Origin of the sequence: Flavobacterium sp. SM15 (assembly GCF_022012335.1) — a bacterium.
Taxonomy (GTDB): domain Bacteria; phylum Bacteroidota; class Bacteroidia; order Flavobacteriales; family Flavobacteriaceae; genus Flavobacterium.
On record NZ_JAKLTO010000002.1, the window covers coordinates 140,465 to 164,682 of the forward strand.

At 38.2% G+C, this 24,218-nt stretch carries 18 protein-coding genes and 4 tRNA genes; 1 reads left to right on the top strand and 21 read right to left on the bottom strand.

Annotated features, from left to right (window positions below):
* Positions 1–21 precede the first annotated feature (21 nt).
* Positions 22–240: a hypothetical protein gene (locus LZZ90_RS03555; RefSeq protein ID WP_237789321.1), complete on the top strand. Its 219-nt coding sequence runs from the start codon at positions 22–24 to the stop codon at positions 238–240.
* A gap of 44 nt (positions 241–284) precedes the next feature.
* Here the strand turns inward: LZZ90_RS03555 and LZZ90_RS03560 are convergent, their stop codons facing one another.
* From LZZ90_RS03560 to LZZ90_RS03660, 21 genes are all read right to left on the bottom strand, one after another.
* Positions 285–4,226, bottom strand: coding sequence for a T9SS sorting signal type C domain-containing protein (locus LZZ90_RS03560; protein WP_237789322.1), 3,942 nt, complete (start codon positions 4,224–4,226; stop codon positions 285–287).
* Positions 4,227–4,411: 185 nt separating this feature from the next.
* Entirely contained in the window at positions 4,412–6,466 is a 2,055-nt protein-coding gene (locus LZZ90_RS03565) for a hypothetical protein (protein WP_237789323.1), read from the bottom strand.
* A gap of 112 nt (positions 6,467–6,578) precedes the next feature.
* Entirely contained in the window at positions 6,579–6,893 is a 315-nt protein-coding gene (locus LZZ90_RS03570) for a DUF3467 domain-containing protein (RefSeq protein WP_237789324.1), read from the bottom strand.
* A gap of 90 nt (positions 6,894–6,983) precedes the next feature.
* Positions 6,984–11,288, bottom strand: coding sequence for a DNA-directed RNA polymerase subunit beta' (gene rpoC, locus LZZ90_RS03575; protein WP_237789325.1), 4,305 nt, complete (start codon positions 11,286–11,288; stop codon positions 6,984–6,986).
* Positions 11,289–11,583: 295 nt separating this feature from the next.
* On the bottom strand, positions 11,584–15,396 hold the full coding sequence (gene rpoB, locus LZZ90_RS03580) for a DNA-directed RNA polymerase subunit beta (RefSeq protein WP_237789326.1): 3,813 nt from the start codon (positions 15,394–15,396) through the stop codon (positions 11,584–11,586).
* 258 nt (positions 15,397–15,654) lie between these two features.
* Complete coding sequence (gene rplL / locus LZZ90_RS03585; protein ID WP_023570840.1) at positions 15,655–16,026, bottom strand: 50S ribosomal protein L7/L12; 372 nt, start codon at positions 16,024–16,026, stop codon at positions 15,655–15,657.
* Positions 16,027–16,078: 52 nt separating this feature from the next.
* Entirely contained in the window at positions 16,079–16,573 is a 495-nt protein-coding gene (gene rplJ, locus LZZ90_RS03590; RefSeq protein WP_026979451.1) for a 50S ribosomal protein L10, read from the bottom strand.
* 22 nt (positions 16,574–16,595) lie between these two features.
* Positions 16,596–17,285 carry a 50S ribosomal protein L1 gene (rplA, locus tag LZZ90_RS03595; protein WP_237789327.1) on the bottom strand — a complete coding sequence of 230 codons (690 nt, stop codon included), beginning with the start codon at positions 17,283–17,285 and terminating at the stop codon, positions 16,596–16,598.
* A 19-nt stretch (positions 17,286–17,304) separates the two neighbouring features.
* A complete protein-coding gene (gene rplK, locus LZZ90_RS03600; protein ID WP_237789328.1) occupies positions 17,305–17,742 on the bottom strand; it encodes a 50S ribosomal protein L11 in 438 nt (145 codons plus the stop codon).
* 66 nt (positions 17,743–17,808) lie between these two features.
* Complete coding sequence (gene nusG, locus LZZ90_RS03605) at positions 17,809–18,360, bottom strand: transcription termination/antitermination protein NusG (RefSeq protein ID WP_237789329.1); 552 nt, start codon at positions 18,358–18,360, stop codon at positions 17,809–17,811.
* Between the two features lie 10 nt (positions 18,361–18,370).
* Complete coding sequence (secE, locus tag LZZ90_RS03610; RefSeq protein WP_237789330.1) at positions 18,371–18,568, bottom strand: preprotein translocase subunit SecE; 198 nt, start codon at positions 18,566–18,568, stop codon at positions 18,371–18,373.
* Between the two features lie 15 nt (positions 18,569–18,583).
* Positions 18,584–18,654 (bottom strand) — tRNA-Trp (locus LZZ90_RS03615).
* 50 nt (positions 18,655–18,704) lie between these two features.
* Positions 18,705–19,892: an elongation factor Tu gene (gene tuf / locus LZZ90_RS03620; RefSeq protein ID WP_237789331.1), complete on the bottom strand. Its 1,188-nt coding sequence runs from the start codon at positions 19,890–19,892 to the stop codon at positions 18,705–18,707.
* A gap of 52 nt (positions 19,893–19,944) precedes the next feature.
* Positions 19,945–20,016: transfer RNA gene (locus tag LZZ90_RS03625), tRNA-Thr, on the bottom strand.
* A gap of 122 nt (positions 20,017–20,138) precedes the next feature.
* Positions 20,139–20,220, bottom strand: a tRNA-Tyr gene (locus LZZ90_RS03630).
* A gap of 32 nt (positions 20,221–20,252) precedes the next feature.
* Positions 20,253–20,326 (bottom strand) — tRNA-Thr (locus tag LZZ90_RS03635).
* A 92-nt stretch (positions 20,327–20,418) separates the two neighbouring features.
* Positions 20,419–20,721 carry a ribosome hibernation-promoting factor, HPF/YfiA family gene (gene hpf, locus LZZ90_RS03640; RefSeq protein WP_237789332.1) on the bottom strand — a complete coding sequence of 101 codons (303 nt, stop codon included), beginning with the start codon at positions 20,719–20,721 and terminating at the stop codon, positions 20,419–20,421.
* 33 nt (positions 20,722–20,754) lie between these two features.
* A complete protein-coding gene (locus LZZ90_RS03645; protein WP_237789333.1) occupies positions 20,755–21,651 on the bottom strand; it encodes a tyrosine-type recombinase/integrase in 897 nt (298 codons plus the stop codon).
* A gap of 68 nt (positions 21,652–21,719) precedes the next feature.
* Complete coding sequence (gene rpsU / locus LZZ90_RS03650; protein ID WP_026979459.1) at positions 21,720–21,914, bottom strand: 30S ribosomal protein S21; 195 nt, start codon at positions 21,912–21,914, stop codon at positions 21,720–21,722.
* 209 nt (positions 21,915–22,123) lie between these two features.
* Positions 22,124–23,296 carry an acyl-CoA dehydrogenase family protein gene (locus LZZ90_RS03655; protein WP_237789334.1) on the bottom strand — a complete coding sequence of 391 codons (1,173 nt, stop codon included), beginning with the start codon at positions 23,294–23,296 and terminating at the stop codon, positions 22,124–22,126.
* A 23-nt stretch (positions 23,297–23,319) separates the two neighbouring features.
* Entirely contained in the window at positions 23,320–24,207 is an 888-nt protein-coding gene (locus LZZ90_RS03660) for a helix-hairpin-helix domain-containing protein (protein ID WP_237789335.1), read from the bottom strand.
* Positions 24,208–24,218: the final 11 nt, after the last annotated feature.

Consider the following 24,218-nt stretch of genomic DNA (forward strand, 5'->3'; position numbering starts at 1 on the left):
TGCTGCAAATTCATTCCAATTATGAAAAACAGTTTACTTAAATTTTACATTTTCAGCTTTATTTTCCTTTCTGATTTTGTATTATTCGCCCAACCGGGAACCGATGACGGAGGTGGAGGACTTGAAGACGATGACCCGCCACCGGCACCAATTAATTCGAAATTATTTTGGCTGGCTGTTTTCGGAATTTTATTAGCTTTCAATTATTACCGAAACAAAAGAACTCAAAACATAAAATAAAAAAACCACCGGATTGGTGGTTTTTTTTATGCTCACATTTTGTCTTAAAACACTACTTTTTTATAAACTATTGCTCCATTCTGAGCTATTGCTTTAATCAATAAAACCTGATTGGCAATTACTAAGTTTGACAAACGTAACTCTTTATCGTTTATAGCACTTTTATTAACGAGACTTCTTCCTCTTGCGTCAAAAATTTCAACTTTATCAAGCAACATTCCATTTGAAGCAATTATCAGATTTTGACATGCCTCTTTATAAATCACCAACTGGTTTTCATTAAAATCATTTTGAAGAGTGTTCAATGTTGTATTTTGATAAACCAACTCGAAACGATCAGCAAAAGTACCCGCATTCGATGTAAAAGAATAAGCAGAAGTTTTTAAATCATGTACCATATTCGTCAAATTATCTTTTAAGAAAATCTGCTGACTTCCCGAAAAAACCCCATCATAACGATCTAAAGAAATGATATGTGCACCGTTATACGCTGTTTTTAATCGCAACGGAACACTATCGTTTGCATCAAAAGCAGGTCGTCCTTGAATGATACAATTAGTACCGGAAACATCCATTGTTAACGAAACCTGAGCATCTTCAATCGACTTACCGTCAATTCCATAATCCATACCCAAAGTAGCCGAAGGAAAATACCCTACCAGCATTTGATTATTCGCTCCCGAAGTATTCTCAACGCCCAACCAAATGCGATCACCGCTTAATTCTGCATTTTCAGAAGAAGTCCTGAAAAATTGATTTGCGTTATCAGCCGCCCGCATAGAATTTGTAAAATTAACTGAAGTTGCACTTCCTATCATCTCCACTAAAAACCCTTGTCCAGTTCTCAAAATTCCGTTTGGATCCACCACTTGAGTTTCTCCATTCCCAACAAAACCTGCTGTGGTCCAAGTACAATAGCCCGGATCAGTAGCCGCATTATTTGTTTTTCTCCAGAAATAAAGAGTTCCGGTAATATTAGTGGAATTTCCGTTTACAAAACTGACCATATTCACTGGTGAAGGATATGGGTTACCAATTGCATTAAATCTGAAACCAGCGCCACCGTTATAGGCCGAAAAAGTAACATTACCGTTATTTGGTACCCCGTTAAAAAGTCCGTTCCATTTAGTAGGTGTTGTCGGATGATTGTCCGGCATCCGAATAAGATAACCTTTGGCCAATTGAAAACTATTTGTACTAGGAACAATTGCCGCATAAACATTTGTAGCCGAATTATAGGTATAAAAACGTGTAGTTACGGTTTGCGGTGAAAAAGAAAGTAAATTTTGAGTAGCTACAGGAGAAGACCACAAGGTATAATCCAAACGCATAAGAGAAGAACTTTGTCTGTTTACGGTTATTTTTCCAGAATTAACAACATTATTTACCTGTAATAAATTCGCATTGTTCTGCAAAGTAAAAGATGCTCCAACCGCTACATTTACAGCGTTTGTTACGCTAATATTATTGCCCGAATTAATTGTTAAAGTAGCCGTACCGTTTAAAGCAATTGTATTTGCGAGCGCATTAACCCCGGAGACGATAACGGTTCCCGAATTAATAATCACATCCGAACCCGCTAACGGCACCAAATTACAACTCCAGTTACCTGCTGTTCCCCATTGATTATCTGCTGCAGCACCTGTCCAGGTTGTACTGTTATTTACCATTACTGTAGAATTTCCGCTCAAAGATGCTGAACATCCTCCTGAAGCAACCGAAACTAAATTCAAAGTCTGATTCGATAAAACTGCTGTTAGTGTTACTGTGGCAGTTCCTGAACCGGATAAAGACACTGTCTGATTACTCCCTCCATTTATATTATAGGTAATTACTGCGTTATTGGTTCCTGACAGGTTAAAAATTGCGTTGGCTCCAAGACAGACAGGACTATTGTTACCTGAAATACTTGCTGTTGGCGACGCATTGACCACTACTGTAGAGTTACCAGAAAGCGTTGTTGAACAACCCAAACTTACCGAAACCAAATTCAAAGTTTGATTGGAAGAAACCGCAGTAAGTGTTACAGTAGCTGTTCCCGAAGCGGAAAGCGTTACCGTCTGATTACTTCCTCCATTAATAGTATAAGTAACTACAGCATTATTGGTCCCTGTTAAGTTAAAAATCGCATTGGATCCTGAACAAATTTGTCCATTGTTTCCAGCTATACTTGCTATAGGTACCGAATTCACAGTAACTGTAGAAGTTCCGCTGATTGTTGTGGAACAAATTCCGGAACTTACTGATACTAAATTTAAAGTTTGATTCACTGTTGCCCCTGTAACGGTAACACTTGCTGTTCCTAAAGCCGACAACGAAACCGCTTGGTTGGATCCTCCATTAATAGTATAGGTCACAATAGCATTGTTAGTTCCTGTCAAATTAAAAACCGCATTGGCTCCTGAGCAAATTGGACCATTATTACCCGTTATACTTGCAGTGAGCGACGGATACACACTAATGGTTGCTATCGAACTATATGCCGTACAAGCGTTCTTAAAAACCACTACCCTATAATAAGTGGTAGCAGCCAGATTTGTAACCGTTAATGAAGTGGTCGTATTTGCAATATCGGTCACCCCTGATGAAAAATCACTTACAGAAGATGATTGCCATTTTTGAACAGTTCCTGTGCTACCGCTTAACGTTAAAACAGTGCTATTAGTTGCACTACAAAGAGCAGTACTATTTGGGGTCAAGTTTCCTCCTGTCGGTCCACCAGTTATGGCATTAACCTTAGATTTTGTACTTATGGCACCCGCACACCCTCCATTTGTTACCAAAGCCCTGTAGTAAGTTGTTGTTGAAACATTGGTTATGGTCAGAGTATTGGTATAATTGAAAATATCAACTACATCGGTATTAAAATTGGAATTTGGTGATGACTGCCATTTGATAACACTACCTGTATACCCCGATAAAGTCAATACTGTTGTTGATGACGGACAAACAGCCGGGAGAACTTCACTTGGAGAAATTGCACCACCAATAGAAGCGGTAGAAACCGTTACCGTGATTACATTACTAATCATTTGACCGCAAGGAACTCCTCCATCAACCACTACCCTATAATAAGTTGTCTCAGCCAAAGCACCCAATTGAGCAGAAGTCAAGGTTGCAGAAGATGTCACTATAAAGTCATCATAGGTAATATTATCGGTTGATTTCTGCCATTTCAAAATCGTTCCCTGATAGTTTGAAAGTGAAATACTTGCCGGTTGTGTATTAAAACAAATATTCTGATTAGCCGACACGTTCCCTGAAGCTACCTGCAAAGTAGTTGAGCTACTGTATGCAGGACAAGTACCATTAGTTACAACTGCTCTGTAATAGGTGGTAACACTTACACTGTTTGCTGTATAAGTACTTGCCGTATTGGCTATGTCCGTCACATTGGTTGAAAAATTTGAAACGGTAGAAGATTGCCATTTATCAATTGTACCTGTATTTCCACTTAAAGTTAATAAAGTACTGTTACTTCCCGGACAAACTGTAGTGCCTCCGGTAACGGCGCCTGCGGTTGGAGCCGTATTAATATTAAAATTTATTGAAGCTCCAGCCCCACCACTGCCGTTAAAAGTAGGCGAAGTTGATCCGACTGCAATTTTGTATACCCCTGTTAAATTTGTAGGCAAAGTAATTGTTCCCTGAATCCCATAATTCACATCTCCATTATTTGGCAAAAAACCATAAGGGCTAATCGTTAGCGTACCTATAGATGTATAAGGAGTTCCTCCACCTACTGAGCTCAAATAAGCTGTAAAAGTAGAACTTGAAGTATAATGCCCCGGATTACCATTCCCGTTTGTAGCGTTGAAAGTAACTGTAAGCGACTGTCCGGAACAGGCAGGATTTGGAGACACAGCAGTTACCTGAATTGATTGAGCATGGCCAAAAAAGCAAAACGCCAAGGTAAAAATCAAGAACAAGCTATTTGCCGTTTTCGAATATTTTCCTTTTAAGAGAGTAATTTTACAAACTTGCATAATAGTCAATTTTTTATGATTTTTTCACTATTAAAGTTAGATATTAATCTCTTAAATTAGCATATTTACATTAAAAGTCGATAAAATACATCGAATTATGCAATTCATCTATTTTTTTATACCGATCATCGGAAAACAAAAAAGCCCCTTTCGACGAAAGGGGCTTTTTTAGAGTTAATTTATTATTAAAAAACAATCTTTTTACTTGTTGTAACACCATCATTTGTAGTTACATGAACAAATATGATTTCGTTAGTCACATTTAACTCTACGACCGTCAGTAAAGAAGTTAGGTTATTTGACTGAGCTAATACTCTTCCTCTAACATCATAGACCTTAACATTGCTTAATTCTTTAGTTGACTCAATTACCAAACTTGAATTTTTCTTGTAAATCACAAGTGAATTTTCCAAAGCATTTGAATTAGAAATATTCTTGTTTTGATATACTAATTCAAATCGGTCATCAAAAGTCCCAGCATCGGAAGTAAAACGATATTCAGAAGCTTTGATATCATGCAATTTATTTAAAAACTTATCTTTCAAATAAACTTGTTGATCTCCTTGAAAAACACCTACAAGTTCTTCGGTTGAAATTCCAAATTCACCTGCGGTTTCGGTTTTAAATCGCAAAGAAACCACATCATCATTTGTAAATGAAGGTCTACCTTGAATTAAGTATTCTTGATTATCGATAACAGTTGAAAGAACTACAGGATGATTTTCAATAGACTTACCATCAATACCATAATCTACTCCCAATGTTGCCTTTTCAAAATACCCAAGCAACATTTGATTTTTATACCCTGATGTAAGGTTAGAAACATTCAATTTAATTTTATCCCCAGAAAGATTTGTCTCTTGAGCAAACTCCGATGAAGTTCTGAAAAACTGATCTGCATTATTCCCAATTCGCATAGAGTTGTTAAACACAACTGTTGTAGCATTGTTAAGCAACTCAACTAAGAAACCTTGTCCGGTACGGATAATTCCGTTAGGATTGAAAACCTGAGCCTCTCCATTGCTAACAAAACCTGCATTAGTCCAGGTACAATAACCAGGATCCGTAACTGTACTGTTACTTTTTCTCCAGAAATACAAAGTCCCGGTAATATTTGAGGTATTCCCACTAACAAAATTTGACATTTTTACAGGTGAAGGATATGGGTTTCCAATTGCATTAGTTCTTTGTCCAACACCTCCATTAGTAAGATTTAAAGTAATATCTCCGTTGTTAGGAACTCCCGTAAAAACACCTTTCCAGATTGTAGCTGTCGTTGGGTGATTATTAGGCATTCTAATAAGATACCCTTTACCTAGCGCAAAGCTATTCGTAGTTGGATTTATTGAAGCGTACACATTTGTGTTTGTATTATAAATATAAAAACGATTGGTAGGACTAGTTTGGGTTAAAGGTGAAAAATTCAAAAGATTTTGTCCCGTCACGGGTGATCCCCAAAGTGTATAATCCAAACGCATTAATGCAGAACTGTTACGTTCCACTTTGATGTTTCCGGAATTAACCCCTTTGTATGCTTGAAGTAAATTAGCATTATTTTTAAGTGTAAAATCTCCAGACCCAATTACATTTACCGGACCATTAACCGTTAAATTAATCCCTGAGTTTACTGAAAAAACACCACCTGTAGCAATTTCAAGTGCTTTAACCGTTCTTGCTACTGATAAAACACATGGATTAGTACCCGAACTCACTACTGCCCGTTCAGTGGTACTTGGAACACGTCCACAACTCCAGTTTGTAGCATCATCCCAATTAGAACTGGTTCCACCAATCCAAGTATTAGGTTTTAAAACAATAGCCTGATTAATCGATGTTGCAACAGGACATCCTCCACTACCTTGAACCAACACTCTATAATTATGAGTACCTTCCGGTGCAGTCCAATCATTTGTTACTATTAATCTGGCCGTAATCTGTGTTTGAGTAGTGTTAAAAACTTTAGTTGCCGAATAGGAAATCCCCTGTATTGGATAGCTGGTAATATCAGCCCAAACATTAGGCGATGTCTCGATCTGCCAAACAAAAGAAACAGAATTGATGTCCCCAGCAAAAGGGTTACAAGTGCCCTGCTTTACAGAGATAATCAATGTTTTACCGCGATTCAGGCATAAGTCCCCACCACCAGTTAAATTGGAGTTAATTTGAACTTGTCCAAATGATGCAATAGACGCGAAAAAAGAGGCAACAAAAAATAATACTGAAGTAAAATTCATTTTCATAGTAAGCATCGGTATTTGAGGCGTTGTTAATCCAAATAAGCTAAATAGCTTATGGCAAAACTAATTATAAAAAACTGAAAATCAACATTTATTTTCAAAAAAAACCAAAGAACTAGGCTTGTCCGGTAGGTCCGAAATTTAATGGAATAGGCGGTTGCTCCACCTCTTTAATTTCGCCATGCGCTGCTTCAAATCTGTGAATATTCTCCCCTAAAGCACGCAACAATCTTTTTGCATGTTGTGGAGTAAGCACTATACGTGACTTTACTTTAGCCTTAGGAACTCCAGGCATAATACTTACGAAATCCAAAACAAATTCCGTATTGGAATGATTAATGATTGCTAAATTAGAATAGGTTCCTTCTGCAGTTTGCTCGTCAAGCTCTATATTAATTTGACCTTGTTGGTTATTTTTATTATCGCTCATTGTATGTGTTTTTATGATTCTGCTAAAATATAAAATCCTAACAGTAAAACATACTGTTAGGATTTATAAATATACTTAGAATTTTAATTACTAGTAGTTAAATTCTTCTTTAGCTGCCAATAATTCATTGAATTCTTCTTTAGAACCTACGATCGTGTTGTCGTAATCCCTCATACCTGTACCTGCAGGAATTCTGTGACCAACGATAACATTCTCTTTCAATCCTTCTAAATCATCAATTTTACCAGCAACTGCTGCTTCATTCAACACTTTAGTTGTTTCCTGGAACGACGCTGCCGAGATGAACGATTTAGTCTGTAACGACGCTCTTGTAATACCTTGAAGAACAGGAGTTGCCGTTGCCGGAACCACATCTCTTGCTACTACTAAGTTTCTGTCATTACGTTTTAATAACGAATTCTCGTCTCTTAATTCTCTTGGAGAAACAATCTGACCTGGTTTAAGGTTCTCAGAATCACCTGCATCCTCAACCACTTTCATTCCGTACAATTTGTCGTTTTCTACTATAAAATCAGAAGTATGAGCCAATTGATCTTCTAGGAACAAAGTATCACCCGGATCCTGGATTTGTACCTTACGCATCATCTGACGAATAACCACCTCAAAGTGTTTGTCGTTGATTTTTACCCCTTGTAAACGGTAAACCTCCTGAATTTCATTTACCAAGTACTGTTGAACAGCAGAAGGTCCTTGAATTCTTAAAATATCTTCCGGAGTAATTGCCCCGTCCGATAATGGCATACCTGCTTTTACGTAGTCATTTTCCTGAACTAAAATCTGGTTAGAAAGTTTTACTAAATACTTCTTCACTTCACCAAATTTAGACTCAACAACGATCTCACGGTTACCACGCTTGATTTTACCAAACGATACTACACCGTCAATTTCAGAAACTACAGCTGGGTTTGAAGGATTACGAGCCTCTAACAACTCGGTAATTCTTGGTAAACCTCCGGTAATATCTCCCGCTTTTGAAGAACGACGAGGGATTTTAACTAAAACCTTACCTGCTTTAATTTTCTCACCGTTGTCAACCATTAAGTGAGCCCCTACCGGTAAGTTGTACGAACGAATTAGTTCGCCGTCTTTTCCGTAGATTAATAAAGTAGGAATTAATTTTTTATTTCTTCCTTCAGTAATTACTTTCTCCTGGAATCCGGTTTGCTCATCGATTTCAACCATGAACGACTGTCCTTGCTCGATATCTTCGTAAGCAACTTTACCGGTGAATTCAGAGATAATTACACCATTATACGGATCCCATTTACAGATGGTAGCACCTTTTTCAACAACGTCTCCGTCTTTTACAAAAATGCTCGAACCGTAAGGAATGTTATGTGTATTTAAAACGATACCCGTTTTTTCATCTACTAATTTTAATTCCGTTGAACGGGAGATTACGATATCCACAACGTTTCCTTCGTTATCTTCTCCTTTAACCGTTTTAAGATCTTCGATTTCCAATTTACCTCCGAAACGCGCAACAATGCTTGACTCTTCAGAAATACCTCCTGCAACCCCTCCTACGTGGAACGTACGAAGTGTTAACTGTGTACCCGGCTCACCAATTGATTGTGCTGCAATAACACCAACCGCTTCACCTTTCTGCGTCATCTTACCAGTTGCAAGGTTTCTTCCGTAACATTTAGCACAGATTCCTTTTTCTGCCTCACAAGTAAGCGGAGAACGAACCTCTACTCTTTCTACCGGAGAAGCATCAATTTCTTTAACGATTGCTTCTGTAATTTGCTCACCTGCATGAACCATCACATCTCCACTTAGCGGATTTACCACATCCTGAAGGGCAACACGTCCTAAAATTCTTTCTCCTAAAGACTCAACGATTTCCTCATTTTTCTTTAAAGCAGAAACTTCAACACCTCTTAAAGTACCACAGTCTACCGAGTTAACGATAACATCCTGAGAAACGTCATGTAAACGACGAGTTAAGTAACCCGCATCCGCCGTTTTAAGAGCCGTATCCGCAAGACCCTTACGAGCACCGTGCGTAGAGATGAAGTATTCTAAGATGGAAAGTCCTTCTTTAAAGTTTGATAAGATCGGGTTCTCAATAATTTCACCACCACCAGCTGTTGATTTTTTCGGCTTAGCCATCAAACCACGCATACCGGTTAACTGACGAATCTGCTCTTTTGAACCCCTCGCTCCAGAATCAAGCATCATGTACACCGAGTTGAAACCTTGCTGGTCTTCTCTAATGTTCTTCATTGCTAATTCTGTAAGCTGTGCATTTGCAGAAGTCCAGATATCAATAACCTGGTTGTAACGCTCGTTATTGGTAATAAGACCCATGTTATAGTTCATGGAGATCCCTTCAACTTGCTCTCTAGCATCTGCAATTAACTGATCTTTTTGTTCTGGAATTCTAATATCACCTAAAGAGAACGACAATCCTCCTTTGAAAGCGAATTTGTATCCCATATCTTTCATATTATCCAAGAAAGCAGCCGTTGTAGGTACATCAGTCACACTTAAAATGTGTCCGATAATATCTCTTAGGTTTTTCTTAGTCAATACGTCATTGATGTATCCTGCTGCTTCTGGAACCACCTCGTTAAACAAGATTCTTCCTGCAGTAGTTTGGATAATTTTGTATACTAATTCTCCGTTCTCATTAAAGTCTTTAGCTCTAATTTTAACGCGAGCATTCAACTCTACTCTTCCTTCGTTAAGTGCAATGTTACACTCTTCTGCAGAATAGAAAGTCAAACCTTCACCTAAAATTTTATGCGTTTCAGTAGACAAACGTTCTTTGGTCATATAATAAAGACCCAAAACCATGTCCTGAGAAGGTACCGTGATAGGCGCACCATTCGCCGGGTTCAAGATATTGTGAGAAGCCAACATTAACAATTGTGCCTCTAAAATAGCCTCTGGCCCTAACGGTAAGTGTACCGCCATCTGGTCACCATCGAAATCCGCGTTGAATGCCGTACACGTTAACGGGTGCAACTGGATTGCTTTTCCTTCAATAAGTTTCGGCTGGAAAGCCTGAATACCCAAACGGTGCAAAGTAGGAGCACGGTTTAGTAGTACCGGATGTCCTTTAATTACATTTTCAAGGATATCCCATACCACCGGCTCTTTTTTGTCGATGATTTTCTTAGCCGACTTAACTGTCTTAACAATTCCTCTCTCGATTAACTTACGGATAACGAATGGTTTGTACAGCTCAGCAGCCATGTCTTTTGGAAGACCACACTCGTACATTTTCATCTCAGGTCCAACGACAATTACCGAACGTGCTGAATAATCCACACGTTTACCTAATAAGTTCTGACGGAAACGTCCTTGTTTACCTTTTAATGAATCCGATAACGATTTCAACGGTCTGTTCGATTCGGTTTTAACAGCAGAAGCTTTTCTTGTGTTGTCGAATAACGAGTCTACAGATTCCTGTAACATACGTTTTTCGTTACGTAAGATCACTTCCGGCGCTTTGATTTCCATTAATCGTTTCAAACGGTTGTTACGGATGATTACACGACGGTATAAGTCATTCAAATCCGAAGTCGCGAAACGACCACCATCTAATGGCACTAACGGACGTAATTCTGGTGGGATCACCGGAATTACTTTCAAAATCATCCATTCAGGAAGGTTCTCTCTGTTGTTGTTAGCCTCACGGAAAGATTCTACCACCTGAAGACGTTTTAACGCTTCTGTTTTTCTTTGTTTTGAAGTTTCGTTGTTTGCCGCGTGACGCAATTCGTATGACAAAGCATCTAAATCGGTACGAGCTAACAAGTCCATGATACACTCCGCACCCATCTTAGCGATGAATTTGTTCGGGTCTGTATCATCTAAATATTGGTTTTCCATTGGAAGAGAATCCTGAATGTTCAAGTATTCTTCTTCTGTTAGGAAATCTAATTTTTTAAGCGATTCTCCATCAGGTCCGTTGGCGATACCCGGCTGGATTACTACGTATCTCTCGTAGTAGATAATCATGTCTAATTTCTTAGACGGTAACCCTAAGATATAACCGATTTTGTTCGGAAGCGAACGGAAATACCAAATGTGAGCGATTGGCACCACCAAATTGATGTGTCCAACACGGTCACGACGTACTTTTTTCTCCGTAACTTCAACTCCACAACGGTCACAAACGATTCCTTTGTAACGGATTCTTTTGTATTTTCCACAAGCACATTCGTAATCTTTTACCGGACCGAAAATTCTTTCGCAGAAAAGACCGTCACGCTCTGGTTTGTGGGTACGATAATTGATGGTTTCCGGCTTTAGAACCTCACCTCTTGACTCCGCCAAAATGGATTCCGGAGACGCAAGACCAATGGAAATCCTGTTGAATCTTTTGATCGTACTTTTATCTTTATTTCTATTATTCATCATAGTTTTTACTATTGATTTATTTGCAATTAAAATTGTTTTTTGTTTTAGTCTGGAGTTAAATTTTGTAAAGTTGTATTGCCTTGAGACTTACAACTTTTGACTTTCAAACTTTCGACTTAAAACACTACCTCGAATTACTTCTCTAAACTGCAAGCTCTCACTTGAAGTGCTAATTATACCATGCCGTGCATCAGTATAAAAAATCGGAACGGGTTACGGGTATAAATCCCTAAAAACGTATTATAAATAAGTATTCAGTTCCAAGGTGAATCGGAACTGAATACTGCATTTTTTGTTATTCTTCTAATCGAATATCTAATCCAAGACCCTTCAATTCATGCATCAATACATTGAATGATTCCGGTAAACCTGGCTCCGGCATAGTTTCTCCCTTAACGATTGCCTCGTAAGTTTTCGCTCTACCGATTACGTCATCCGATTTCACTGTCAAGATTTCACGTAAAGTACTTGATGCACCGTACGCCTCAAGAGCCCAAACCTCCATCTCTCCGAAACGCTGACCTCCGAACTGTGCTTTACCTCCTAAAGGCTGCTGCGTGATCAACGAGTAAGGTCCGATAGAACGTGCGTGCATCTTATCATCTACCATGTGTCCTAATTTCAACATGTAGATTACACCCACGGTTGCCGGCTGGTGGAAACGTTCTCCAGTTCCTCCGTCATACAAATATGTATGTCCGAATCTTGGTACACCTGCTTCATCAGTAAGAGCATTGATCTGGTCTAAAGAAGCTCCGTCGAAAATTGGCGTAGCATACTTTCTACCTAATTTTTTACCAGCCCATCCTAATACAGTTTCGTAAATCTGTCCGATGTTCATACGAGATGGTACCCCTAGTGGATTCAATACGATATCTACCGGTGTTCCGTCTTCTAAGAATGGCATATCTTCCTGACGAACGATTTTCGCAACGATACCTTTGTTACCGTGACGACCTGCCATCTTATCTCCTACTTTCAGTTTACGTTTCTTAGCGATGTATACTTTAGCAAGTTTCAGGATTCCTGATGGTAATTCATCTCCAACAGTAATCGTGAATTTCTCTCTTCGTAACGCTCCTTGTAAATCGTTCAACTTAATTTTATAATTGTGGATCAAGTCATTTACCATAGCATTTGACTCATCATCTGTAGTCCACTGACCTTTTGTTAAGTGTGCGAAATCCTCCACAGCGTAAAGCATTTTTTGCGTGTATTTCTTACCTTTTGGTAGTACTTCCTCACCCAAATCATTCATTACACCCTGAGATGTTTTTCCGTTAACGATTTCAAACAATTTCTCAACCAACTTATCTTTCAACTGAACGAATTTCACTTCAAATTCAGACTCAAGAACCGCTAAATCGTCTTTGTCTTTAGAACGCTTACGCTTATCTTTTACCGCTCTCGCGAATAATTTTTTGTCTAAAACCACACCGTGTAACGATGGAGACGCTTTTAATGAAGCATCTTTCACATCACCAGCTTTATCTCCGAAGATCGCTCTTAATAGTTTCTCTTCCGGAGTAGGATCTGATTCTCCTTTTGGTGTAATTTTTCCGATTAGAATGTCACCAGGTTTTACTTCGGCTCCGATTCTGATCATACCGTTTTCATCCAAGTCTTTAGTAGCCTCTTCCGAAACGTTTGGAATATCATTCGTTAACTCTTCGTTACCCAATTTCGTATCACGAACTTCTAATGAATAATCGTCTACGTGAATTGAAGTAAAAATATCGTCACGAACTACTTTTTCAGAAATTACAATCGCATCCTCGAAGTTGTACCCTTTCCAAGGCATGAACGCTACCTGAAGGTTTCTACCTAAAGCTAACTCTCCGTTTTGTGTTGCATATCCCTCACAAAGTACTTGTCCTTTAGTAACTCGGTCCCCTTTTCTAACGATAGGTTTTAAGTTGATAGACGTACTCTGGTTGGTTTTTCTGAACTTGATTAACTGATACGTTTTCTCATCCGGATCGAAGCTAACCGCTCTTTCTTTCTCAGTACGGTCGTATTTGATGGTAATTTCGTTAGCATCAACATACTCTACCACTCCATTTCCTTCTGCATTGATTAGTACTCTTGAATCTGAAGCTACCTGACGCTCTAAACCGGTTCCAACAATTGGTGACTCAGGACGTAACAATGGTACGGCCTGACGCATCATGTTCGATCCCATCAAGGCACGGTTCGCATCATCATGCTCCAAGAAAGGAATCAACGATGCAGAAATCGAGGCAATCTGATTCGGTGCAACGTCGGTATAATGAACTGCTGTTGGCTCTAATACAGGGAAATCTCCTTCTTCACGTGCAATTACACGCTCTGCAGTAATTTTCCCGTTGGCATCCATATCGATGTTGGCCTGAGCAATCAACTTACCTTCTTCTTCTTCAGCACTTAAATAAACAGGCTCAGATTTTAAATCTACCACACCATTTTCAACCTTACGGTAAGGTGTTTCGATGAATCCCATTCCATTTACTTTCGCGTATACTCCTAATGAGGAAATAAGTCCAATGTTTGGTCCCTCTGGAGTTTCAATCGGACATAAACGTCCGTAGTGTGTATAGTGAACGTCACGAACCTCGAAACCAGCTCTTTCTCTGGATAAACCTCCAGGTCCTAAAGCAGATAAACGACGTTTGTGAGTGATCTCCGCCAATGGATTGGTTTGATCCATGAACTGAGATAACTGGTTGGTTCCGAAGAATGAGTTGATAACTGATGATAATGTTTTTGCGTTAATCAAATCGATTGGCGTAAACACCTCATTGTCACGAACATTCATTCTCTCACGGATGGTTCTTGCCATACGTGCAAGACCAACTCCAAACTGTGCCGACAATTGCTCTCCAACTGTTCTAACACGACGGTTTGACAAGTGATCGATATCATCAATCTCTGCTTTAGAGTTGATTAATTCAATCAAATACTTCACGATAGTGATGATATCCTCTTTGGTAAGCACCTGCTTGTCCATTGGAATATCCAAACCTAATTTTTTGTTCATACGGTAACGACCTACATCACCTAAGTTGTAACGCTGATCCGAGAAGAACAATTTATCGATAATACCGCGAGCCGTTTCCTCATCAGGCGGTTCTGCATTACGCAACTGACGGTAAATGTGCTCAACAGCTTCTTTTTCTGAGTTGGTAGGGTCTTTCTGTAACGTGTTGTGGATGATTGCATAATCCGCTTGATTGTTATCTTCCTTGTGTAACAAGATTGACTTCACGTTAGCGTCTACGATTTCCTCTACGTTATCTTTATCTAAAAGCGTATCACGGTCTAAAATGATTTCGTTACGCTCGATTGATACTACTTCTCCAGTATCCTCGTCTACGAAATCCTCGTGCCAAGTGTTCAAAACACGCGCAGCAAGACGACGTCCGATGTACTTTTTAAGACCTGTTTTTGAAACTTTGATTTCCTCAGCAAGGTCAAAGATTTCAAGAATATCCTTATCACGCTCGAATCCGATAGCACGGAATAAAGTCGTTACAGGTAATTTTTTCTTTCTATCGATATATGCGTACATCACGCTGTTGATATCGGTAGCGAATTCAATCCAAGAACCTTTAAAAGGAATTACCCTAGCTGAATACAATTTGGTTCCATTAGCATGGAAAGACTGTCCAAAGAAGACACCAGGAGAACGGTGCAACTGAGATACTACCACACGCTCCGCTCCGTTGATTACAAACGTACCACTTGGCGTCATGTATGGAATTGTACCTAAATATACATCTTGTACAATTGTCTCAAAATCCTCATGCTCAGGGTCAGTACAATACAGTTTCAAACGTGCCTTTAATGGCACACTGTAGGTAAGACCTCTGTCAATACACTCTTCAATTGTATATCTTGGTGGATCAATAAAGTAATCTAGGAACTCCAATACGAACTGATTTCTTGTATCCGTAATTGGGAAGTTTTCCATGAAGGTATTATAAAGACCTTCGTTTCCTCTTTCGTCGGACTTGGTTTCCAATTGGAAAAAATCCTTAAAAGATTTTACCTGAATATCCAGAAAATCCGGGTAGTCAGGGATGTTTTTCGTCGAGGCGAAATTTAATCTTTCAGTCTGATTTGCTAACATCAATGGACAAAATTTTGATTAAAAAAAGTAATTTTTGTGTAAAACACAGTGTAATTGTACTTTCTTTTTATAATCGATACATCTCTGAAAATGAACAGAAAGTTATATTTCATTTTCTTTCTTCGTAAGGATTAAAAACTGGTTCGTATTTTAAACTATTTCGTGTTAAACACTCCATAATTTTATTATACGCAAAATGGTTTAGGTCTTTGGGATTACTCCCAAGACCTAAACCTAGCTTTTATAACTTAGGTAAGCTTATTTAAGCTCAACTACAGCTCCTGCCTCTTCTAAAGCTTTCTTAAGACCTTCAGCCTCGTCTTTAGAAACTCCTTCTTTAACGTTTGTTGGAGCAGCATCTACTAAATCTTTAGCTTCTTTAAGACCTAAACCAGTTAATTCTTTAACCGCTTTAACAACTCCTAATTTAGAAGCACCAGCATCTTTCAATACAACAGTGAACTCAGTTTGCTCTTCAGCAGCACCTGCATCACCACCACCTGCAGCAACTACTACAGCAGCAGCAGCTGGCTCGATACCATACTCGTCTTTTAATATTGTTGCTAATTCGTTAACTTCTTTAACTGTTAAGTTAACTAATTGTTCTGCGAATTGTTTCAAATCTGCCATTTTTTCTATCTTTTAAAATGATTTGTAATATATTAATTAATTAGTGCGCAATTTATTCAGCTGCCTCTTCTTTGTTTTGATTCTGAAGAGCAGAGATAATTCTCTGTGCTGGAGATTGAAGTAATCCGATGATTTCTCCGATAACTTCTTCTTTCGATTTGATCGATACTAATGAATCAAGTAAGTTATCTCCGATGTAGATTTCTTCATTGATGTAAGCACCTTTCAATAAAGGTTTGTCACCTTTTTTACGGAATTCTTTAATGATTTTTGCAGGAGCATTAGCTGTATCTGCAATCATGATAGAAGTATTTCCTTTTAAAACCGTTGGAAGTTCACCGAAGTTAGCCTCAGAAGACTCCATAGCTTTTGCAAGCAATGTATTCTTAACAACTTCTAATTTGATACCTGCTTTAAAACAAGCTCTTCTTAAGTTTGAAGTAGTATCTGCATCAAGTCCGGAAATGTCTGCTAAGTACACAACATTTACACCAGCTAACTGTGCAGTTAAATCTTCAATAGCGATTGATTTTTCTTCTCTAGTCATACTAAAAACTTTTAACTACCAATTATACTGCTTTAGGATCTAAAGCAATTGCAGGACTCATTGTAGATGAGATGTGGATAGACTTAATATAAGTTCCTTTAGCTGCAGTTGGTTTTAATTTAATTAATGTTTGAATAATCTCGTGAGCATTCTCCTGGATTTTCTGAGCGTCGAAAGAGATTCTTCCGATTCCAGCATGAACGATACCAGTTTTATCTACTTTAAAGTCGATTTTACCAGATTTAACCTCTTCTACTGCTTTACCTACTTCCATAGTTACAGTACCAGTTTTAGGGTTTGGCATTAAACCACGTGGTCCTAAAATACGACCTAACGGACCTAATTTACCCATAACTGCAGGCATAGTGATGATTACATCAACATCCGTCCAACCGTCTTTGATTTTTTGTAAATAGTCATCTAATCCAACGTGATCTGCACCAGCAGCTTTAGCTTCAGCCTCTTTATCTGGAGTAACTAATGCTAACACTCTCACGTCTTTACCTGTACCGTGTGGTAAAGAAACCACACCTCTTACCATTTGATTCGCTTTACGTGGATCTACACCCAATTTTACTGCGATATCAACAGACTCATCAAATTTTGCAGAAGCAACCTCTTTGATTAATGCAGAAGCATCTTTTAAAGAGTACAATTTGTTCTTCTCAATTTTTGCTGCAGCCTCTTTTTGCTTTTTTGTCAATTTTGCCATGTCTTTTTCTTATTAAAGATTAAAAAGGAGCAGTTCCTGATACTGTTATACCCATAGATCTTGCTGTTCCGGCAATCATACTCATTGCTTTTTCGATTTCGAAAGCGTTTAAGTCAGCCATTTTGTCTTCAGCGATAGTTCTAATTTGATCCCAAGTAACGCTAGCTACTTTTTTACGGTTAGGTTGCCCTGAACCAGACTTTAATTTAGCAGCATCCATTAACTGAATTGCAGCCGGTGGCGTTTTAACAACAAAGTCAAAAGACTTGTCTTTATACACAGTAATCTGTACTGGTAATACTTTGCCAGGTTTATCTTGTGTTCTAGCATTGAACTGCTTACAGAACTCCATGATATTAACCCCAGCAGCCCCCAAAGCAGGTCCAACCGGCGGCGAAGGATTCGCGGCACCTCCCTTAACTTGTAGTTTAACTACTTTACTAATTTCTTTAGCCATTTTTTAAAAAAATTTAGCACATCTATCAATTGGAAGCGATTGATGTGGGTTTATAATGTAACGATATTATACTTTTTCAACTTGCATAAAACTTAATTCTAACGGTGTTTTTCTTCCGAAAATTTTCACCATAACTTCAAGTTTACGCTTTTCTTCATTAACCTTTTCAACAGTTCCATTGAACCCATTGAACGGCCCGTCAATTACTTTTACTGTTTCACCAACAGAATAAGGTATAGCAACATTATCCACTTTCACAGACAATTCATCCACTTTACCTAACATTCTGTTCACTTCAGCTTGACGTAACGGTACTGCATCCCCTCCTTTAGTTTCACCCAAAAAACCAATTACTCCAGTAATCGATTTAATAATGTGAGGAATTTCTCCGGTTAAGTTAGCCTCTATCATAACGTAGCCCGGAAAATAAACACGGTCTTTACTGATTTTTTTTCCATCACGCACCTGAACCACTTTTTCAGTTGGAACCAATACTTGTGAAATATAATCAGCCATACCCAAACGGTTAATTTCCGTTTCAATATAGTTTTTCACCTTGTTTTCCTGTCCGCTAACAGCTCTAACTACATACCATTTTTTGACATTGTTATCAGTCATATCAAAAAAATTAAGCTTTTAACCAATTAAAGAAAACCCCTAAAACTTTTGAAAACACAGTGTCTGTACCCCATGTAGCCAAAGCAAATAGTACTGAAAATACAGCAACAATAATAGTTAAATTCTGAACTTCAGACCAAGCTGGCCAAGTCACATTCGACTTTAACTCTTCAAATGCTTCCGATATGTAATTAACAACTTTTGTCATTATCTTTTTCTTTTGCACGGGCGGAGGGATTCGAACCCCCATCAATGGTTTTGGAGACCACTATTCTGCCCTTGAACTACGCCCGTTTGTTAAAAAGTTGGCAGCAAAAACTGCCAACTTTGTATTCAACTAATAATTAGTCTAAAATTTCAGTTACCTGACCAGCACCTACTGTTCTACCACCCTCACGAACAGCAAAACGTAAACCTACTGATAAAGCGATTGGACTTAACAATTGAACATCAATAGTTAAGTTATCACCTGGCATAACCATCTCAACTCCTGCAGGTAAAGAAATAGTACCTGTTACATCAGTTGTACGTACGTAGAACTGTGGACGGTAGTTGTTGTGGAATGGAGTGTGACGTCCACCTTCTTCTTTTTTCAAGATATACACCTCAGCTTTGAAGTGAGCGTGTGGTTTTACAGAACCTGGCTTGATGATAACCATACCACGTTTGATATCAGCTTTATCAATACCACGTAATAATAAACCTACGTTATCTCCAGCTTCACCTCTATCAAGGATTTTACGGAACATCTCAACTCCTGTAATTGTAGAAGTCAATTTCTCAGCACCCATACCGATGATTTCAACAGCATCTCCAGTATTAGCAACTCCAGTTTCGATACGACCTGTAGCAACAGTTCCACGACCTGTAATTGTAAATACGTCTTCAACTGGCATCAAGAAAGGCTTATCAACATCACGAGCCGGTAATTCAATCCAGTTATCAACAGCTTCCATTAATTCCATTACAGTAGCAACCCATTTTGGCTCACCGTTTAATGCTCCTAATGCAGAACCTTTAACAACAGGACCATTATCACCATCATACTGATAGAAAGACAATAAATCTCTGATTTCCATTTCAACAAGCTCTAACAACTCTTCGTCATCAACCATGTCTACTTTGTTCATAAAAACAACCATTCTAGGTACACCAACCTGACGACCTAAAAGGATGTGCTCACGAGTTTGTGGCATTGGACCATCTGTAGCAGCAACTACCAAGATAGCACCGTCCATCTGAGCAGCTCCAGTAACCATATTCTTAACGTAATCCGCGTGACCCGGACAGTCAACGTGAGCATAGTGACGGTTAGCTGTAGAATACTCTACGTGAGAAGTGTTAATAGTAATACCTCTTTCTTTTTCCTCAGGAGCGTTGTCAATCTGGTCGAATGATTTAGCTTCTGATAAACCAGCATCAGCTAATACTTTAGTAATAGCAGCAGTCAAAGTTGTTTTTCCGTGATCTACGTGTCCGATAGTACCAATATTTAAATGGGGCTTCGAACGATCAAAGGTTTCTTTTGCCATGATTTAATAATTTAATCTTAGTTATATAATTAGTGTTCAAATATTCAAATTGAGCCAATGACGGGATTTGAACCCGTGACCTCTTCCTTACCAAGGAAGCACTCTACCCCTGAGCTACACCGGCAAGGATGTTCGGATTACCTACGCTGCGCTTCAGTGATCCTGTAAGGCGATGCCTTACTCAAACTTTTTGAAACAAATTTCCATCAAAACAAGCTTTATGAAAATTCTTATTCAAAAATCTTGTGGGGAGAGCAGGATTCGAACCTGCGAAGACTTAGTCAGCAGATTTACAGTCTGCCCTCGTTGGCCGCTTGAGTATCTCCCCAACTTTTTTATTTTCAACACTTTAACCATTTGAGCCGATGGAGGGACTCGAACCCACGACCTGCTGATTACAAATCAGCTGCTCTAGCCAGCTGAGCTACACCGGCATTGAAAACAAAAAAAGTCCGCTATTTCTAACGGACTGCAAATGTAGGGATTTTATTTTTTAATCAAAATAATTTTTCTTTTTTTTTTATTTTTAGCTGTGCGCCCTAACTTTATCTTTTCGTTTTAACAAAAGTCGCTCCAAAGAATCCACAGATAAATCCACAGCTTCTTCAAAAGACTTACTCTGCTTTTTCACCACAAATTCATCACCGGGCACATTTATTTTAACCTCTACAATTTTATTTTCTTTATCACTCGTGTTCTGCACTTTTAAGAAAATATCGGACGAAACCACCCTATCATAATATTTTTCCAGTTTATCTAATCGCTCTTGTACAAAATCTACCAATTTTCTGTCAATATTAAAATTGACTGCATGAACATTTACTTTCATAATTAAAAATTTATTTGGGTTAAACTTTTAGAATTATTTTTGGCTGCGCGGATGAGCATCTTGATAAACCCGCTTCAGTTCAGACAGGCTACTGTGCGTATAGATTTGAGTGGAAGATAAACTCGCATGACCCAATAACTCCTTTACAGAATTTAAATCGGCACCGTTGTTCAGCAGATGCGTTGCAAAAGTGTGCCGCAGAACGTGAGGACTCTTCTTTACTTTCTCAGAGACATTACTAAAGTAATTATTTATTAAACGATACACAAACGTTTCACTAACTTTATGACCGTTTTTATTTAAAATTAACAAATTGCCAGATGAACTGCCTACAAACGTTTTCCTAACCTCAAGATAACTATTTAACAACGCCACGGTGCAATCTAAAAGCGGCAGAATTCGCTCTTTATTTCGCTTCCCCAAAACCTTCAATGTTTTAGCATAAGGACTAAAATTAGAAATCTCCAGTGAAATTAATTCCGCACGCCGCATACCGGTCGTATAAAAAAGCTCAATAATCAAACGATTACGAATACCTTCAAAATCATCCGGATAGTCGTTTTCATCAAAAACCATTTCAAGCTCTTTCTCAGAAAAAGGAATCTGAACTTTTTTAGGCGTTTTCAATGATTTATGCTTTTGAAGCGGATTTAATTCAATTTGCTTGGTTTTAAGCAGAAATTTATAAAACGATTTTAAGGAGGAAATTTTTCGATTTATTGAAGTATTTAAAATCCCCTTCTCCACAAGCTCAACCACCCAAGAACGGATCTGACCATAAGCGACCTGTTCCAATGCAGCATCATCGTCACGATGCTTCAAGAATTGTTCAAATTCCGAAAGATCCTTCAAATAAGCCGCAACAGTATGAAGCGAATAATTCTTCTCTTTCTGCAAATAATCCCGATAAGCTTGTTGATTTGTAAGCATAAAAAAACCGTTAGCAACAAAGTTATAAAACTTCGCATACTAACGGTTATAGAATTATTCAAAAAATACTAGTTCTCTAAAGAATCTCTTAAACCTTGAATATATTGTGCTTTTTGAATCTGAGCTCTTCTAACCACTGATGGTTTTGTGAACTGCTGACGTGCTCTTAATTGACGAACTGTTCCAGTTTTATCAAATTTTCTCTTATAGCGCTTTAATGCTCTATCGATATTTTCTCCGTCTTTAATTGGGATAATTAACATAGTTTAGACACCTCCTCTCATTTAGGCCGCAAACTTATAACTTTATTTTGACACGAACAAAATAAATATCAATTTGTTTTGTGAATTAACGAAGTAATTACAAAAGAAAACCAATTAAAATTAAACAGATTAAAACCTTAAAACATTTTAATTAAAAAGCCAAGTTATAATTTCTTACAACTTGGCTTAAACCTTAATGTTTTTTTAGATTAGTGCTTCACAGCTGGCTTATAATCCTGTTTATCAATGATCATCTTTGACAGAATCTCTTTCAAAATTTCAGACGTTCCACCACCGATTGGTCCTAAACGACTATCCCTCAACAAACGAGCCAACGGATATTCTTCCATGTAACCATAGCCCCCTAACATTTGCAAACAATCGTAAATTGCTTGATCAGCAACTTTGGTTGATTTCAATTTAGCCATTGTAGCTTCTTTTACTACATATTCTCCTTGATTCAAACGAGCCACCGCTGCATAATTAAACAATTTACAATGTTCCACTTCGGTTGCATGCTCTACCATGGTGTGTCTTAAGGCCTGGAACTTATCTATAGTTCTTCCAAAAGCTTCACGCTCAGACATGTATCCAATAGTATACTCTAGGGCATATTCCGCTCTAGCATGTGCATTAATCGCCATGATTAAACGCTCTAAAGCAAAGTGCTGCATGATATATGGAAATCCTTTTCCTTCTTCTCCCATCAAATTTTCTGCCGGAATTTCAACATTATCAAATGCAATTTCCGCCGTATCGGAAGCTCTCCATCCTAATTTATCCAGCTTTGTAGCAGAAATCCCTTTAAGATTACTGTCTACCAAAAACATACTAATCCCTTTATTCCCAAGCTCAGGATTTGTTTTAGCCGCCACTACGTAATAGTCTGCATAAACACCATTAGTAATAAAGGTCTTGGAACCGTTAATAATATATTTGTCTCCGCTCTTTACCGCTGTTGTACGCATCCCCGCAACATCACTTCCTCCAAAAGGTTCCGTAATACACAAAGCACCAATCTTATCACCTGAAATGCTTGCAGTCAAATACTCTTGCTTGATTCGCTCATCGCCTTCTGCGTTTAAATGCGTCATTGCCAAATAAGCATGGGCCCACATGGCAGCTGCAAAACCAGATGATTTAATTTTTTGAAGTTCTTCTAAAAAAACCACTGTATAAAACAAATCCAAGTTCATTCCGCCGTAAGCCTCAGGATAACGCAATCCAAAGAAACCCATTTCGCCGAATTTTTTCCATATGAATCGTTCGATGGTTCCTGTTTTTTCCCATTTCTCAATATGAGGAACAACTTCCTTTTGTAAAAAATCTCGAAAACTCTCTCTAAATAACTGATGCTCTTCTGTAAAATAAACTGAATTCATTTTGGTTTGTAGTGTTTGTTTGTTTAAAAGTCCAAATATAAGGCAATTATATCGACTTTTTCAACTGGAAAATTCTTAATTTTTATTAAATCTTCCTTGGAATTAATTTGCCCATTCATACTTCGAAAAGTGACAATCTCCTTAGCAAGAGGATATCTGAAGTAAGGAAATTGCTGAAGCTCTTTCATCGAGAGACTGTTGATTGAAATCTTTTTCACCTGAGGCGCAGACAAAATTTTAAAATGCTCATTTAATTTTCCGATCACCTCTGCAGACAACCCCCAAACATCCCCCATCTGATCCATACTCACAAAAGCACCGAATTTCTCTTTTTCTTTCAAAATACGTGCAGACAAACCTTCCCCAATGCCATAAATTTCCATTAAATCCTCCTTAGAAGCTTGATTAATGTCCAAAATTTTAATTTTCGATTTCATAGCAATGTTCTTTTTATAAAACGCAGTTTGGTTAAACCCTTTCGCTTTGTGTTTTACCCAATCCGGAAATTTAAAATTAGGCGAAATTTTCGCAAGCAACTCATCGGAAACACCCGTTACCTTTTGAAAATCTTCAGCAGAATTAACGTATTGATTTTTGGATCTGAATTTATGCAGTCTGTCAATTTCCGAAACAGACATCCCCAAAACATATCCTTTGTAATCGGAGATAAAATTAGGATTGAAAGGATAAATCTTTAGTCTTTCAGTTCCCTTGAGTACTTTTAAACTGTCAATTTTACCTTGAAGTGAAAGCCATTCTTTCTCAGATTCCGAATCTTCTTCCTTAGTAAAGACTGAATTCGAAAAGCAAAAGCAATAAACCACCTGAGTAAACAGCATGAGCAGCAACAAGGCGAAAACCCCGCCTCGTTGTTCGCGTGTGAATTGCACGCTTAAACCATTATTTTTCATAAAAAAGGGAA